Raw genomic sequence first — 14,989 nt, 5'->3', positions numbered from 1 at the left:
TAAAAATTAAGAAAGAACTACTAAAACGCTGACTGAGGCTTTAGCAACTTAACTATTTTTCTTTTAAGGACTGTAAACGGTACATATCGTAATAGATTCCTTGATGAGCAATTAGTTCATCATGTTTGCCAACTTCAATAATATTTCCTTTATTCAAAACGTAGATTTGATCAGCTTTTTTAATGGTTGATAAACGGTGGGCAATCACTATTAAAGTAGCTTGTTGTCTAATTTTATCTAAACTTGTCTGAATATACTGCTCACTTTCAGTATCCATGGAGGCCGTTGCCTCGTCAAGAATTAAGATTTTAGGTTGGCGAATCACCGAGCGCGAAATATTGATTAATTGTTTTTGACCAGCTGATAGGGAAGCTCCTCCCTCGGTTACTAAATGGTCATAACCATCAGGGAAAGCTTCAATAAAGTGATCAGCTCCGGTGAATTTTGCAGCTGCAATTACTTCTTCATCCGAATAGTCTCCATGCAAACGAATATTATCCTTGATACTACCATAGAACATAAAAGCGTCTTGTTGTACTAAGGAGACTTGGTCTTTTAGGGTCTCTATGTCATAGTCTTTGATAGAGACTCCGTCAAAATTAATTTCTCCTTGATCAAAGTTATAAAACCGCATTAAGAGATTGATGATGGTCGATTTACCAGATCCAGTGTGGCCGACCAAAGCAATCATCTGACCTTGATGGGCTTGAATATTTATATCTTTAAGCACCAGTTGCTCTTGGTCATATGAAAAGCTTAAATCTTTAGTTGAAACTTCGCCATCCAATTGTCTTTGAATTTTCTTATTAGTTTGGCTGGGGTTAATATCTGAGTTTGATAACAGCTTACGCCCTCTGGAAGCAGATACCAGGCCATCTTGATAAACAGAAAGACTATCCAACATATTACCAATTGGATTAAAGAATGACTTGGAGTAAGAGGTGAAAGCATAAATTATACCGATATCTAAGTTGTTTCCTTTTAATAGTTGATTACCAAAAATCCAAATTACTAATACTAGAACAATTTGTTCAATCAAATTAACCGCTGGCATTAAAAAGATCGCATTCATTTTGAACATATTCGTTCTTGCTTTAACATATTCTTGGTTAACTTGGTCAAACTCATCTTTCATACGCTCGGTCTGATTAAACTGCTGAATTAACCACATTCCCATAGTCGATTCGGCCAATTTAGCATTCACTCGTGCTAGAGCAGACCGCATCTTGCGGTATACGACTGTCGATATTTTTTGATAAATATAAATTAGAATAAACACTAAAGGTAGAAAGGCAATAAACATCCAAGAAATACCAGCGTGTAAACTAAACATAGCTGTTCCAACGGTTACAGCATTAATGAAGCCATCAAAAAAAGTTAAGAAAACATTCCAGAACTCTTTAATTGTTTCAGTGTCATTTGTAATGCGCGAAACAACTTCGCCGTTAGGGGTTTGGTTGAAATAGTTCATACTTAACCGGCCTAGTTTTGAATACAAACGGTTACGCATACTTGCCACAGTGTATTCGCTCGCCATAAAGAAGTAAAAATCTTTGGCATAAATCAAGATCATTCTTATAATCAAGAGGCCCAAATAAGTTAAAGCCACTTTGATGGTGATATTAAAACTTGTCACTTGACCAGCTGAAATACTGTCTAAATAACGTTTAATAATAATCGGCAAATAGGCAGCAATAGATGAGGAAGCAATCATTGCAATGACAGAAATAAGAAACCGCCACCACTGATTGGAAGCGAAAGAGAAGAGATAACGTAAGATATCGATTTGTTCAAGAATTGAAAATTTAGTTTGTCTAGTTTTCTTATTCTTCTTCACCGACTTCACCTCCTAATTTCTCTTCTAATTGTTGTTGGGTAAACATATTGGCATACCAACCATTCAAGGCAACTAGCTCTTGATGGTTTCCTCTTTCAGTTATTTTCCCTTGGTCTAGCACAATAATCTCATCGGCATGCATAACAGAAGATAGGCGATGAGTCGCAATAATCGAAATGCCATTATCTCTTTCATCTTTTAACTTACTTAAAATAGCTTGTTCAGTTCTAGCATCCACTGCTGATAGGGCATCATCCATTAATAAAATTTGAGGCTGCATAGCCAGCGTTCTTGCAATTGAAATCCTTTGTTTTTGACCACCAGAAAGTGATACCCCTCTCTCACCTACTTCCGTCTCATAGCCATCAGTAAAATCAAGAATATCTTGGTGAATATCAGCTATTTGAGTGTAATGTTCCACTTGATCTTGTGACATATCTGGCCGGCCAAAACGAACATTTTCTCTAACAGAAGTTGAAAACAAAAGGTTTGTTTGCGGAATATAGCCCACATGGTCTCTTAAGTAAGTTAAATCAATCTTAGTTAAATCTTGATCGTCGAATAAAATCTGACCTTGATCTAAATCATAGAGACGAACTAAACAGTTTAAAAGGGTCGTTTTGCCTGAACCAGTTTTGCCGACAATTCCTAATGTTTGTCCTTCGCTTAGTTCAAAAGTAACATCTTGTAAATTAATTTCTTCACTAGTAGGATAGGTAAATTGTTTGATATCAACCTTTAGGTTTTTAAATGGAAGTTTCTTAATGCCATCTTTTGGATTAGTAACACTCGCCTTTTGAGCTAGGAGTTCTGTTACCCGGTCATAGGATGCATTCCCTCTTTCCATGGTATTGACTAAACGACCCACTGCTAAAAGTGGCCATGTCATATTACCTAAATAAGAAAAATAAGCAATCAATTGACCAATCGAGATTCTCCCCTCACTGACAAAGTATGAGCCAAAGATAATTGTTAAAACATAAGTTAATCCTGTAATTAAGTTAATGATAGGAGAATAGGCTGAATTGACTAAGTGGACCTTACGATTTTGAGCAATTACATTATCAGTTGCTTTTACAAAGTCTAAGTGGTCTTCTTTTTCTTCGCCAAAGGCTTTAATGACTGTCATTCCAGCTACACTTTCTTGCACATGATCATTCATTTTAGAAAAAGCTCTTAGGGACTCTCTAAAGTATTTATTAATCCACTTACCTAAGTATCTTGAAACAAAAATAAGCAAAGGGAAAGGAACAATTGTATAGAGTGTTAACTTCCAATCAATAATAATTACCATGGAAAAAAGTGTGACGATTGTGATAGATAAGGCATCAGTTAAGGTTAAAATACCTCCCCCAGCTACAAAGCGTAACGCTCGTAGGTCATTAGTAGCGTGAGCCATCAAGTCACCGGTACGGTATTTTCCGTAAAAGGTTTGATCCATTTTTGTAAAGTGGTCATATAATTTATTACGCATAATCGACTCTAAAATAGTGGAATTAGTAAATAGATTCGATCGCCACATATAACGTAAGCCATACATCATTAGACCGACCAATAAAAGCAATAACATATACTGTAAAAGAGAGGATGAAGTTAGACTACCTTTTGCCATTTGGTCAACTACTTGACCAATTAATAAAGGAATTATTGCAGATAAAACCGCACAAGAAATCAACCCCCCTATTGCCAAGGTATAGGTCTTCCATCTTAATTTAAAAAACCATGCTAATTTGCGAAAAATTGCAAACATTATTTTTCTTCCTCTCTATATTTTTTTCAAGTAACTCTTATTGTAGTATATTTTAATCTCGATTTCATATTAAATGCATAAAACTCTCCCAAAATACCAAAAATGGGAGAGAACCAAGATTAAAAGTAAAAATTATTCATTTAAAGACTCGTTTTGTCTTAAAAGACGAAGACCGTTTAAAATAACTAAAATAGTAGAGCCTTCATGAAAAACTACACCTAAAGGTAAGTCTAAAGTACCTAGAAAGTTAAGGACAATTAATATAAAGATGACACTAATAGCAAAGATAATGTTTTGCTTAATGATTCGATTTAATTTATGACTCAACTGGTAAGAATAAAATAGTTTCAATAAATTATTTTTTACAACGATAATTTCAGATGACTCCATCGCGATAGAAGAGCCAGATCCCATGGCAATACCAATATTAGCATGGGCTAAAGCAGGAGCATCATTAATTCCATCGCCAATCATGCCCACTACCTTATCCTTTGCTTGACTTTCTTTAACATATTTTATTTTATCTTTGGGTAAGCATTCAGCCACTACATCTTCAATCCCTACCTGCTGACCTACTTTTTTAGCAACTTGATGGTTATCCCCAGTAATCAGGACAACTTCTACTCCGGCTTGCTGGAATTTCTTAACCGCTTCAATTGATTCGGAACGAATCTTATCAGCTAATGAGAGATAACCTAATACTTTTTCTTGATTAGCGATAAAGATAGTTGTATGCCCTTCTTCTATTCGATCAATATATTGTGCATAATTTGCTAAGTGTTCAAAAGTAGAAGGCTTTCCAACTTGAATTTCTCCTTTTTTCATCCCTTGTCCTGGTAATTCTTCCACCTTTTCATGGGTATCTACTTCCGACAAGTCTAGATCCTTAAAATGCTTAACAACTGCTAGTGCAATGGGATGGTTGGAACCTTGTTCCATATAAACTACTTCTTTTAAGTAGTCTTCTTCTAGCTCATAATCTACCACATCAAAGACACCTTGAGTTAGAGTACCAGTTTTATCTGAAAATAGAATATCCATGGTATTTAATGATTCCATGGCTGCTCCACCCTTGACCAAAATACCATTTTTAGCTCCATTAGAAATGGCTGATAAAGTGGCTGGAGTAGCCGTAGCAACTAACGCACAGGGACTAGCCACCGTTAGCAAGACCATGCCGCGGTAGAAAGCCTCTTGGAAGGAATAATCCACTAAAAAATATAAGGCAACAATGAATAAAGGCACAGCGATTAAAACACCCATAGCATAATGCGATTCAAAGCGATCGATAAAACTCGCTATTTTAGATGGATTGGACTGGGCCTCTTGAACCATCCGAATAATGGAAGAAAAGACTGTATCTTTACTTAGCTTACTTACCTCTAGTCTAAAAGAATTTCCTTCATTGATTGTACCAGCAAAAACTTCTTCGCCTTGATTTTTTTCTACTGGTAAAGATTCTCCGGTTAAAGCAGCTTCATTTATGATTACCGATCGATCTGAGAAACCATCGATTGGTAAGGCATCACCCTTAGCTACCAATACTTGATCACCTATTTCTAAACTATCTGTAGGCACTTCTTTCGTTTCACCATTTGGTAAAATTTTTAAGGCTACATTAGGCACATGCCCCATTAGTTCTTCGATGGCCTTAGTAGATTTATTGGTTGCATATTCTTCTAAAACTTCGGCCCCTGCAAAGATGAATAAAAGCATAGCTCCCTCAGACTCATAATTAATAATAACAGCTCCTAAAGCTGCTAAAACCATGAGGAGGTCTACATTCAATTTTTTTTCAATAAAAGTCTCACTGACAGCTTCTTTAGTGGCAAAAAAGCCTAAAAAGAAAATAGCTAAATAAAAAGCAAACCGACTCAAAAGAGGATTAAATGAAAATAAGAAACCCGCGATCATTAAGATAGTTCCTATGGCAAAAAACTGCCCTTCACGATTCCTAAAGATACTAACCACCACAAAATCTCCTTCTTTCTTTCGAAATTCTCTAACAAAAAAAGCGCACCAAAGACAGTTAATGAAAACTGTCTCACAGGTACGCTAAGGTATCTCTGCTGTCCTCGCAATGAGGACCGGGCTGCATGATTATATCACCGCTTGATCAGAAATATTTAATTGTTAAAGTTTATAAACATATTATACCGTCTATTTATTCTTTGTCAAGGTGTTTTTAAATCTTTTCGAAATGATCGACTAACATGGCTGGAACAAGCTGTTTATTAGAAACTTTTAAGCCTTGCATCTTACCATAAACTTTGACATGATCGTCTGTATTTAGCGTTTGGTCCGTCTCGTTAATGAATTTTAAAGCTACAAGATTAACGGGTTCTTCTTGGCTAGTAGATAAAGAACCTAAGGCGATAGCGCCTTCTACTCCTAAATCTTCAGTAAAGAACGATGCGATTTTTCCTTCAAGTTGCACCCATTCATCTTTTAAGCCATTATTATCAATTAGTTCTTGATAGTGAACAAAACGATAAGAAGAATGGTCGAATGATTCACTTGAGGTAAATGCGTTTTGACTATTATTTAGGGGGGGAGTTTTTCCGTCCTCTGCTTCACTTGCTTCATCAGGATTTACTCCTATTTCATCATTATAATGCTGAGCTTTTTGAGCTGCTTGACCTTCACGTAAAGGAACGTTATCTTTGAACGGATCTTCCCCTAAAGCATTGGTTGAAGAATCAATATCAGAATTAATATGAACCGGACCTAAAGGATCGTTCATAGTCTTGTCAGTAACCTGAGGTTTATTATTTGAATCTTTACTTTTACGTGATAAGAAGTAAATGGCTCCTAAAATAATAACCAATCCGAGTATCAATAATAAAGTACTTGTATCTATCATATACATTCTCCTCTGTCATTTTGTTATAACCATTATAACTCATTTACTTGTCTTTAGAAAAATGTTTTGCTTAAAGTTTATTTTGCAAGAACCATCGCTCTATTTAGCCCGTTTAGCGTTATAATAATATTAACTTATTAATAGAAAGGTGACTTATGCCGACTTATATTTACTTTGTCATAGGACTGCTTGGTCTTTGGAATATTGTTGTTTTTTCACTCTATGCTGTTGATAAATATAAAGCCAAACATCAGCTTTGGCGTATTTCAGAAAAAAGCTTATTAATAGCCACCTTTTGTTTCGGGGGCTTAGGTGGTCTACTAGCTATCTATCTTTGCCGTCATAAGAGCCGTAAAGGGATATTTTTAGCAACTGCCCGATTATCCTGCTTAATGATTGTGGCCTTTGTGGGTTATCTGACTGGTCTAAATTTTTAAAAATAATTAATTAAAAAGGATCTAAAAGCTAGATCCTTTTTCTTTTTATTTAGATTGTTTATGCTGAAAAGCTTCCCAGTCTTTTAAGAAGCCAGCAATTCCTTTGTCAGTTAATGGATGAGACCATAATTTAGGGAATAGACTGCCGGGTACCGTTGCAATATCTGCTCCTGCAACAGCTGTGGCTTCAAAATGTCCAATATGACGAATGGAAGCAGCAATAATTTCAGCGTCTAATGCATAGTTATCTAAAACTAAGCGTAAGTCAGCAATCAATTCCATACCATCTTCTCCCATATCATCGATTCGTCCAATAAATGGAGATATATATGTGGCACCTGCCTTAGCCGCTAAAAGGCCTTGAGCCACTGAGAAAATAAGTGTGACGTTAGTCTTAATTCCTTCTTTAGACAATGTATTAACAGCTTTTAAGCCTGCTTCAGTCATCGGAATTTTAACCACGATATTATCTGCCCATTGGGCAACTTGTCTAGCTTCTTTAACCATGCCTTCATAATCTAAGGCAATGACTTCAGCCGAAACAGGTCCATCAACAATTGAACAAATCTCTTTGATAACTGTTTCAAAATCTTTTCCCTCTCTAGAAATTAATGTAGGATTGGTAGTAATGCCATCCACCAAACCTAGGTCGTTGATGCGCTTAATTTCTTCAACATTTGCAGTATCTAAAAAGAATTTCATATAGGGCCTCCTAATTGTATTCGTTTACTTCTTTGAGTATAACAAGCTTAAAGAATTATTTCAATCTTGAAAACTTTATAGTCAACTGCCCAGGCCATTTAACTCAATTGATTGGTATTTGAGAGGGTATCTTGATCAAAAGCTTGTAGAAAGTCAATCATTAACTGATGACGATTTTTAGCCATTTCCTGCCCAGCTTTAGTATTCATTAAGTTTTTGAGCTTTAATAACTTATCATCAAAATGTTGGCGTACGTTTCTTACTTGACGATAAGTTTCTTTGGAGCATACAGCTTGTGCCGAAGTATGAACAGCTTTCGGATCATAAAGACTATGCCCCTTGCTACCTCCGTAGTAGAAAGTTCTAGCAATACCAATCGCACCGATTGCATCTAGGCGATCGGCATCTTGAACAATTTGGCCTTCCAATGTTAAGTGTTGTTTTTCTATTAAATTGGCAGCAAAAGAGAGGTTTTTTATAATACGTAAGACTTGCTCTATTTCTTCCAGAGACATTTGGGCTTCTTTAAGTATATGTCTTACATTTTTTTCCGTAAGGAGGTAATCAACTTTTATTTTTTCATCTAATAAATCATGGGTATAAGCAGCTGCCAAAATAACATCAACATTAATAGGCTCTTGTATATGTTTGATTATTTGCTCACAATTGGCAACCACCCGTTGGATATGTAACCAATCATGCCCACTTTTTTCTTGTCTTAAATAAGTTTTGCTAAAGTCTTTAATCTTGTCCATATCCATCGGCAGGAACCCCTAGCTCTTCTAGTTTAACAATAACCATTTGTATCACTTTTTTTGCATCAGCAGGATTATTTAAGACATCCAATTCATCAATCGATATCTTTAAAACTTGGGAAGCATGATAATGGTTATCTACCCAATCATCATAACCTTGCCATAGACGATAATAATACTCGATTAATTCAGGGTCTTGTTCAAAATCGCGACCTCTTTGATTGATTCTTTTTAAAATGCTTTCAAAAGATCCATGTAAATAAACCATCAGATCGGGTGCTTTTTTGGGTAAATCTTCTAATTCTTCCATCATATTGTCTAATAATTTCTCATAAATAATAAATTCTTCGTCCGAAATTTTACCCGCTTGATGGTTGACCTTGGCAAAATACCAATCTTCATAAATGGAACGATCTATTATATTATGTGGGTGATAAAAAGCTTTCTTGATATCACGATAACGACTGGACAAAAAGTCTAATTGTAATAAAAATGGATACCTTTTTCTTTCTTGTTCTTCTTCACTTGCGGTGTAGTATAAGGGTAAAATATGATTATCATCTACATTTTCGTAATACACCTGGCTCTTTAAGGCCTTACCTAAAAAAGTCGCTAAGCTTGTTTTGCCAGCTCCAATCATTCCTCCAATAACTATCATAGCCATGGTTTCCTCCTAAATTAAAAAATAACACAAGATGTAGTGTCGTTTTTTTAATACTAACACAAAATCTTGTGGATGACTATCTTTTTATCTGTAAAAAGATATTTGAGAAATTGACAGAGATTACTTATGATAGTCATTAAAGACTGATAATTGATTAATTTTTAGAAAGGGTTTTATTATGCTAACTAACCACTGTGCACGTCATGTATTAGAAGAAATCATTGCTCTATTTCCAGATGCTAAAGCAGAATTAAATTTCTCAAACCGCTATCAATTATTAGTAGCTGTATTATTGAGTGCTCAAACAACCGATGTAGCGGTTAATAAAGTGACGCCTGCCTTATTTGCCGCCTACCCTAGTCCTAAAGAACTTGCAAAAGCGAGCCCGCAAGAGATAATGCCTTATTTAAAAACAATCGGCTTGTATCGCAACAAGGCAAAATATCTCCACAAATGTGCCAATCAATTAATGGAACGCCATCAAGGTGAAATTCCTGGTAATCGTAAAGATCTTGAAGCCCTGGCCGGAGTTGGTCGTAAAACAACCAACGTGGTCTTGAGTGTCGGCTTTGGAATTCCTGCCTTTGCAGTGGATACGCATATCCATCGTATCTGCCTCCATCATCAGATTGTTGATCCTGGTGCGAGTGTTCGTCAAGTTGAAAATCGTGTAATGGAGGTCTTGGATAAAGACCAATGGACTCAAGCCCATCAATCTTTAATCCTATTCGGTAGGAGAATTTGTCATCCGCGCAATCCAGAGTGCCATAACTATCCTCAACTCTTTACTTGTCAAGAGGAGGAGTAGACCCTAGATTTGCACGATTTAGAACGCTAAGTTGTGGTGTCTTTTGGTCGAGGCGACCTTGCATTCTTTTAAAGATAGGATCAAGCATTTTAATCGTTGCCACTGCATAATCGCCTTTGTTTATCATGACACAATCTGAGCGAGCTCCCTCAGTAACATCTGTTACTTCAGAGCGACTCGGCACACCGGTTTTAATTAATTTATCGAAGACTTCTGTGCCCCAAACGACGGGGGCATCAGCTGCTTCAGCCATCCACATGATTGGCTGTGGAAGTTCGGCTAAGCGAATATAAACTCTTTCAACAGCTAAATCGCCACGCGCGATCATTAAAGCGAAAGGCTGCTAGCTCGCAGTTGTAAGATAATTTCAGCTAGCTTCGTAATGGCTTGGACGGTTTCTATTTTAACCATAATTGGCATATAACTCGCAGCCTTACCTAATTCAATTTGAAGTTGTTTTTGAATTTCTTTAATATCCTGAGCAGTTCTAATGCATGAGCAAGCAATTACATCGGCACATTGACAAGCAAAAGCGATACCTTGCTTGTCTTTTTAATTTAAAATATCTGTTTCAAAAATTGTTTGAGGAAAGTGAAGTCCCTTTTTCAGCTTTTTGGCGCTTGGATCTTCTCTTTACTTTTTTATCCCTAATACAGCATACTTATCATTTGCTTTACTCACTTTTGTAGTAATTACCCCATCATCAATTAAAACCGAATCTCCAATTTTTAAAGCAGAATAAATCGTCGGAATTTGACTTGCTCATATAAAAAGATCCATTCTACAATTAATCATTTGGCTAAGAGACGCCGATTGGCTTCAATCATAGTAAATATCCAATTATAAAATTGTTTTAATGATTGGACTCTGCTTGGTGATTTATCTGAGCTTGGGTGAGATTGACATTTTTTCCTTTTTGAAAGCCATCTTGATAGGCATGGTTAGATCGCGAAAAGGAAGGTTGATTAAATGTGAGTGAACCCGTTATTTCTCGGTTAAATTTTTCTTTGACAGCTTCTGGCGTTTGAATAATCAGGGCATACTTTTCATTTTCATTCATCATGGCTTGACGTTGGATATCAAACTTTTCCTTAAGTCCGTCCATAAATCCTTGATAATAGGATTTTCTCAACTGAGATAGAGGATTGCTGCTTAAATCTTCTTCACTTAATTCAGCTAGATGAATTTTAGAATAATACTTCATTGTATCCGCTGCTAAATTAAACATTTGAAAAGCAAGATCCACATCTTCTGGAAAACCCATTAAAACAATTTTGCGTTGAACCGAATGCTGATGAGGTAATCGGTTACTTTGGATATAAAACATGCAACGAAAATTATCGGCGATAATCCTAACTAAAACTTTTTCCCACCAATACAAGCGTTTATAGACTGATAAGGAGCGTAAAATGATTTCTGGACTTTTTTTATCAGAAACTTCTTGCTGAGAGATTTTATGTTTTAACATCAGTTTTTGAGCCATCAGCAAAGCAGTTTGGCTCTCTTCATCATTTCCGCCATCTTCAGCTAAAGTCAATAAATTTCGGATCTTAGCTAAAATCTTTTGATTAGTCTCAGACATCTCTACTTCCCTCCTTTTCTAACTATTTTAGACTATTTATAATTTTTTGCATCTTTAAGGGCAATGGACATTCAAAATGTAAGGGCTCATCTGTAACAGGATGTAATAAATCAATGGCCTTTGCATGTAATAGTTGCCCGTCTTTTTGATTAGCTAATTCCCCCGGTAAATTTTGAAGATTTCTGCGATAAAGTGGATCGGCTATAATTGGATGACCTATAGCTTCCATATGGATGCGAATTTGGTGAGTCCGACCAGTCTGTAACTTTAATTGCATTAATGTGGCGTATTGAAAACGTTCCAGCACTTGAAAATCAGTAATAGCTTCTTTACCCGAGGGATCCACATGCCATCTTAAGCGATTGGATGGGTCACGTTTAACAGGCATTTCAATATGTCCGGAGTCGCTTTCAACTTGCCCATTAACTAAAGCGACATAAGTCCTCCCCATGGTGTGATCCACCAATTGTTGACTTAAGTGACGATGGGCTTGATCATTTTTTGCTACTACTAATAAACCAGAGGTATCTTTATCAATTCGATGAACAATTCCTGGTCGGTAAGATTGAAAGCCTTGGGATAGCGCTTTTCCTAAATAATGATAGAGGCCATTCACTAGAGTTCCGTTAGTGTGTCCTTTAGCAGGATGGACAACCATCCCAGCTGGTTTATTAACAAGCAAAAAACTGTCATCTTCAAAGATAATCTCTAACTCCATCACTTCAGCAATCAATTCGAATTCTTCAGGGCTGGCTTCTTTTTCAGGAAAATCAATCGTAATCATCTCATCCCCTTTTAAAATGGCGTTAGCTTTTAAAAATTGATTGTTAACTTTTACTCTTTTTTCTTTAATTAATTTTTGTAATTGCGATCTACTAAAATTTGGATAATAATTAGTCAAAACTTTATCTAAACGGTCTTGATCTGCTTCATTATTGGAGAGCTTTAATGCTTCTGTCAAATTAAATCACTTCCTTCTTCGGTCCATATAACCATTATAATCAATAAAATAACGCCTAGAGTAAGCGCCACATCTGCCAAATTAAAAATTGGAAAATCAAACAGACGAATCTGTAACATATCTACTACATAGCCTCTCACTAAACGATCAATTAAGTTGCCAACTGCCCCTCCTAATAAAAGTGCATAAGCAAGTTTAGTCCAAGGGCTATGGTAGCGATTTTTCCAAATTAAATAAACTAAATAGAAAATCACTAAAAAAGTTACCCCTATTAAGAAAAAACGTTGGCCGGCAAATAAGCCCCAACCCGCTCCTGTATTATGAATATAGTTTAACTGAAAAAAATCAGGAATAATTTCTAGCGTTTGATTTAGCGTTAAATGATTTTGGGTCCATATTTTTAAAGTTTGATCCAGTATTACGATTATAGCCGTTATGATAAAAGTGGTCGTCATTTAATCCTCCTTGTCCAAATTAATTCTAATTTGTTATAATATTTGTGTTTACAATACCTATTATTATATACTAGATGTATTAAAAAGTTCAATTTAGATAAACTATAAATGAATGACAAGGAGAAACGATGAAAACAAAAAAAATATTAATCCTCCTAAGCCTATCTATTCTCATTATTGCTTGTGGAAACTCATTAGAAAGAGCTAAACGAACTGTTGGTCTCATCCAAGACAATGTTACTCTAATTATTGGAAATATTAGTGAAATTCAAAACCGTGAATTGGATCTTCAACAAGATTTTGAAGCGACCATTAATTTAAGTGAAGATTTATCCGGCTTTGGACAGAGTGATAATCCTCTTAACAAAAACATCGCAAAGCGCAAAGATTTATTAGCTGAAATGGAAGAAAGCCGTCAGCAATTACTTGAATTATGCCAAGAGCTTAAAGACATACCAGAAAACGATCAACTTCCCAAAGATCAAATAACAAAAGTTATTGAATATACGACCAATCTATGTGATAAAACAGATATCTATATTTCTAATTATCTTGAAAACATTGAAATAGAAGATCAGTCTTATCAATCTATCACTAGTGAAGAAATTGATCATGAGAGTTTCTTCGCTGTTTTTGATAATGTTAATCTTTTATATACGGAAAATAATATGAACTTAGATCAAATTCTCGAATACTTTGAACCTTTAAATACACTCTTAGTTAATTTAAAAGTCTACCTTGTTAATCTTACAGGCAAATAATTAGAAAGCGGTGATTTAAATGAATAAAAAACGCATTTTACAATTGACTTTACTTTCCTTTTTAATGCTTTTGCTAGTAGCATGTAAACCAAAAGTAGAAGATAAAAAAGAAGCCAAAAAAGTCCAACTTCCAGAAGTAGTCTTAGCCTATTCAGATGAAGAAGTAGTGGCATTCAACAACCGCATTAATCAAGGAGAAAATAATACTTATGAGGGCTTATCGCCTCACAATAATCCTATTCTTACCGCACCTGAGAAACTACCTTCTGTCCTCTTTTATGATTCAGGCATCGATATTACCTATCCTGAAGAAGGTGTTAAAGGCATTTATCTTGCTCCTTCTGTTTTTTCTGATCCTGAACGACTAAACTACCTATTAGATTATGTTGAAACCACCGCCTTAAATGCAGTGGTTATTGATTTTAAGGATGATGAGGGGGTTATTCAAACAAAATTAGAAACAGACAATCCTTTAGTTAATCAAAATTCTTATAACAATGTAGATATTAAAGAACTTTTGAAAGAATTAGAAAAACGTCAAATTTATCCAATCGCTCGCATTGTAACTTTCAAAGATCGACTAGTGGCTGAAGCCAAACCTGAATATTCCTTTAAAGATAGTGAAACAGGAGAAATTTGGCAGGATGGTAATGGTGCTAAATTTATTAATCCATTCCTTCCAGAAATTTGGGACTACAACATTACTATTGCTATCGAAGCTGCTAAATTAGGTTTTAAAGATATTCAATTTGACTATGTTCGTTTCCCTGAAGGTTTCCAAACTTTCTCAGATCAACTAGATTATAATATTGGTAACTATCAAACCTATGTAACCGATGACCCTGAAAAATTTGGACAAGAAAGGGTTTATGCCATTAATGATTTCTTAGAAGAAGCCAATGATAAATTAGCCCCATATGGCGCAGATGTTTCAGCTGATATCTTTGGATATACTGCAATTGCTGGGGACGCTCCTGATGTACGTGGAATCGGTCAAAATTTTGAACAAATTGCTGAAAGAGTCGATACGATTTCTTCTATGATCTACCCTTCTCACTGGGGTTTAGGATTTTTTGGTATACCGGCTCCTGACTTAGAACCTTATAACTTAGTTGATCAATATATGTATTCTGAAAACCTCATCCTAAAAAATATTACCAATGCGGCAAATAGTCGTCCATGGTTACAAGACTTTACTGACTGGAATCTGGCACCTGGTACCTATCAAGAATATGGACCTCTTCAAGTTCAACAACAAATTGTTGCTTTGGAAGAAAATGGAATTACTGAATTTCTTCTTTGGAATCCATCTGGTATCTTTAACGAAGGCGTAGATTACGCTCCTGAGTCTTCAGGTAATGAATACTATTACTAAACCATACAAAAAAGAAGCTGGATATTCAGCTTCTTTTAT

Annotated in this window: 15 protein-coding genes and 1 pseudogene; 4 read left to right on the top strand and 12 right to left on the bottom strand. The window is 35.6% G+C overall.

The annotated features are described in order from the left end of the window. Positions 1-52: 52 nt before the first annotated feature. From ACQV2Q_RS02325 to ACQV2Q_RS02310, 4 genes are all read right to left on the bottom strand, one after another. The gene (locus ACQV2Q_RS02325) at positions 53-1,837 is read right to left on the bottom strand and encodes an ABC transporter ATP-binding protein (protein WP_428873375.1); all 1,785 of its coding nucleotides are present in this window, start codon (positions 1,835-1,837) and stop codon (positions 53-55) included. Next, positions 1,824-3,587, bottom strand: coding sequence for an ABC transporter ATP-binding protein (locus ACQV2Q_RS02320; RefSeq protein ID WP_428881783.1), 1,764 nt, complete (start codon positions 3,585-3,587; stop codon positions 1,824-1,826). The genes ACQV2Q_RS02325 and ACQV2Q_RS02320 overlap by 14 nt, the downstream gene beginning before the upstream one ends. 132 nt (positions 3,588-3,719) lie before the next feature. Continuing rightward, positions 3,720-5,561: a heavy metal translocating P-type ATPase gene (locus ACQV2Q_RS02315; protein ID WP_428876429.1), complete on the bottom strand. Its 1,842-nt coding sequence runs from the start codon at positions 5,559-5,561 to the stop codon at positions 3,720-3,722. Between the two features lie 211 nt (positions 5,562-5,772). Beyond that, positions 5,773-6,450, bottom strand: coding sequence for an LPXTG cell wall anchor domain-containing protein (locus tag ACQV2Q_RS02310; RefSeq protein ID WP_428873379.1), 678 nt, complete (start codon positions 6,448-6,450; stop codon positions 5,773-5,775). Positions 6,451-6,605: 155 nt separating this feature from the next. Here ACQV2Q_RS02310 and ACQV2Q_RS02305 point away from each other — a divergent pair, with 155 nt between their 5' ends. Further along, on the top strand, positions 6,606-6,887 hold the full coding sequence (locus ACQV2Q_RS02305; RefSeq protein ID WP_428881781.1) for a DUF1294 domain-containing protein: 282 nt from the start codon (positions 6,606-6,608) through the stop codon (positions 6,885-6,887). A gap of 45 nt (positions 6,888-6,932) precedes the next feature. Here ACQV2Q_RS02305 and fsa read toward each other — a convergent pair whose 3' ends face one another. The 3 genes from fsa to ACQV2Q_RS02290 all read right to left on the bottom strand — a co-directional run bounded on the left by fsa (position 6,933) and on the right by ACQV2Q_RS02290 (position 9,008). Beyond that, a complete protein-coding gene (gene fsa, locus ACQV2Q_RS02300) occupies positions 6,933-7,589 on the bottom strand; it encodes a fructose-6-phosphate aldolase (protein WP_428875247.1) in 657 nt (218 codons plus the stop codon). A 98-nt stretch (positions 7,590-7,687) separates the two neighbouring features. Then, on the bottom strand, positions 7,688-8,350 hold the full coding sequence (locus ACQV2Q_RS02295) for an HD domain-containing protein (RefSeq protein ID WP_428881780.1): 663 nt from the start codon (positions 8,348-8,350) through the stop codon (positions 7,688-7,690). Next, positions 8,331-9,008: a deoxynucleoside kinase gene (locus tag ACQV2Q_RS02290; protein WP_428873385.1), complete on the bottom strand. Its 678-nt coding sequence runs from the start codon at positions 9,006-9,008 to the stop codon at positions 8,331-8,333. The genes ACQV2Q_RS02295 and ACQV2Q_RS02290 overlap by 20 nt, the downstream gene beginning before the upstream one ends. 175 nt (positions 9,009-9,183) lie before the next feature. Between ACQV2Q_RS02290 and nth the strand changes: the two genes are divergently transcribed. Beyond that, complete coding sequence (nth, locus tag ACQV2Q_RS02285) at positions 9,184-9,816, top strand: endonuclease III (RefSeq protein WP_428875221.1); 633 nt, start codon at positions 9,184-9,186, stop codon at positions 9,814-9,816. On the opposite strand, the gene ACQV2Q_RS02280 is transcribed toward nth, so the two are convergent. From ACQV2Q_RS02280 to lspA, 5 genes and pseudogenes are all read right to left on the bottom strand, one after another. Then, positions 9,794-10,144, bottom strand: a complete 351-nt coding sequence (locus tag ACQV2Q_RS02280) for a pyruvate kinase (protein ID WP_428875187.1) — start codon at positions 10,142-10,144, stop codon at positions 9,794-9,796. The genes nth and ACQV2Q_RS02280 overlap by 23 nt on opposite strands. Beyond that, positions 10,144-10,356 (bottom strand): annotated as a pseudogene (locus ACQV2Q_RS02275) (hypothetical protein); the annotation flags it as partial. The gene ACQV2Q_RS02280 and the pseudogene ACQV2Q_RS02275, both read right to left, overlap by 1 nt. 313 nt (positions 10,357-10,669) lie before the next feature. Next, on the bottom strand, positions 10,670-11,398 hold the full coding sequence (locus ACQV2Q_RS02270; RefSeq protein ID WP_428873387.1) for a DUF2786 domain-containing protein: 729 nt from the start codon (positions 11,396-11,398) through the stop codon (positions 10,670-10,672). A 22-nt stretch (positions 11,399-11,420) separates the two neighbouring features. Continuing rightward, complete coding sequence (locus ACQV2Q_RS02265; RefSeq protein ID WP_428875189.1) at positions 11,421-12,359, bottom strand: RluA family pseudouridine synthase; 939 nt, start codon at positions 12,357-12,359, stop codon at positions 11,421-11,423. After that, the gene (gene lspA / locus ACQV2Q_RS02260) at positions 12,356-12,814 is read right to left on the bottom strand and encodes a signal peptidase II (RefSeq protein ID WP_428881779.1); all 459 of its coding nucleotides are present in this window, start codon (positions 12,812-12,814) and stop codon (positions 12,356-12,358) included. Before lspA ends, ACQV2Q_RS02265 begins: the two co-directional genes overlap by 4 nt. 128 nt (positions 12,815-12,942) lie before the next feature. On the opposite strand from lspA, the gene ACQV2Q_RS02255 reads away from it, so the two are divergent. Further along, positions 12,943-13,575 carry a YkyA family protein gene (locus tag ACQV2Q_RS02255; RefSeq protein ID WP_428873392.1) on the top strand — a complete coding sequence of 211 codons (633 nt, stop codon included), beginning with the start codon at positions 12,943-12,945 and terminating at the stop codon, positions 13,573-13,575. A 19-nt stretch (positions 13,576-13,594) separates the two neighbouring features. After that, on the top strand, positions 13,595-14,950 hold the full coding sequence (locus ACQV2Q_RS02250; protein WP_428873393.1) for a putative glycoside hydrolase: 1,356 nt from the start codon (positions 13,595-13,597) through the stop codon (positions 14,948-14,950). The last annotated feature ends 39 nt before the right edge of the window (positions 14,951-14,989 follow it).

It is taken from the genome of Facklamia sp. P12950 (assembly GCF_050409465.1).
In the GTDB taxonomy this organism is placed as follows: Bacteria; Bacillota; Bacilli; order Lactobacillales; family Aerococcaceae; genus Facklamia.
Note: the sequence above shows the minus strand (reverse complement) of the source record. Positions and strands in the feature narration are given on the sequence as shown.

Excerpts from the sequence above, each read along its gene's own strand:
- ACQV2Q_RS02320 (WP_428881783.1), bottom strand. The coding sequence starts at position 3,587 with ATGTTTGCAATTTTTCGCAAATTAGCATGGTTTTTTAAATTAAGATGG.
- ACQV2Q_RS02310 (WP_428873379.1), bottom strand. The coding sequence starts at position 6,450 with ATGATAGATACAAGTACTTTATTATTGATACTCGGATTGGTTATTATT.
- ACQV2Q_RS02305 (WP_428881781.1), top strand. The coding sequence starts at position 6,606 with ATGCCGACTTATATTTACTTTGTCATAGGACTGCTTGGTCTTTGGAAT.
- fsa (WP_428875247.1), bottom strand. The coding sequence starts at position 7,589 with ATGAAATTCTTTTTAGATACTGCAAATGTTGAAGAAATTAAGCGCATC.
- ACQV2Q_RS02295 (WP_428881780.1), bottom strand. The coding sequence starts at position 8,350 with ATGGATATGGACAAGATTAAAGACTTTAGCAAAACTTATTTAAGACAA.
- ACQV2Q_RS02290 (WP_428873385.1), bottom strand. The coding sequence starts at position 9,008 with ATGGCTATGATAGTTATTGGAGGAATGATTGGAGCTGGCAAAACAAGC.
- ACQV2Q_RS02280 (WP_428875187.1), bottom strand. The coding sequence starts at position 10,144 with ATGATCGCGCGTGGCGATTTAGCTGTTGAAAGAGTTTATATTCGCTTA.
- ACQV2Q_RS02270 (WP_428873387.1), bottom strand. The coding sequence starts at position 11,398 with ATGTCTGAGACTAATCAAAAGATTTTAGCTAAGATCCGAAATTTATTG.
- lspA (WP_428881779.1), bottom strand. The coding sequence starts at position 12,814 with ATGACGACCACTTTTATCATAACGGCTATAATCGTAATACTGGATCAA.
- ACQV2Q_RS02255 (WP_428873392.1), top strand. The coding sequence starts at position 12,943 with ATGAAAACAAAAAAAATATTAATCCTCCTAAGCCTATCTATTCTCATT.
- ACQV2Q_RS02250 (WP_428873393.1), top strand. The coding sequence starts at position 13,595 with ATGAATAAAAAACGCATTTTACAATTGACTTTACTTTCCTTTTTAATG.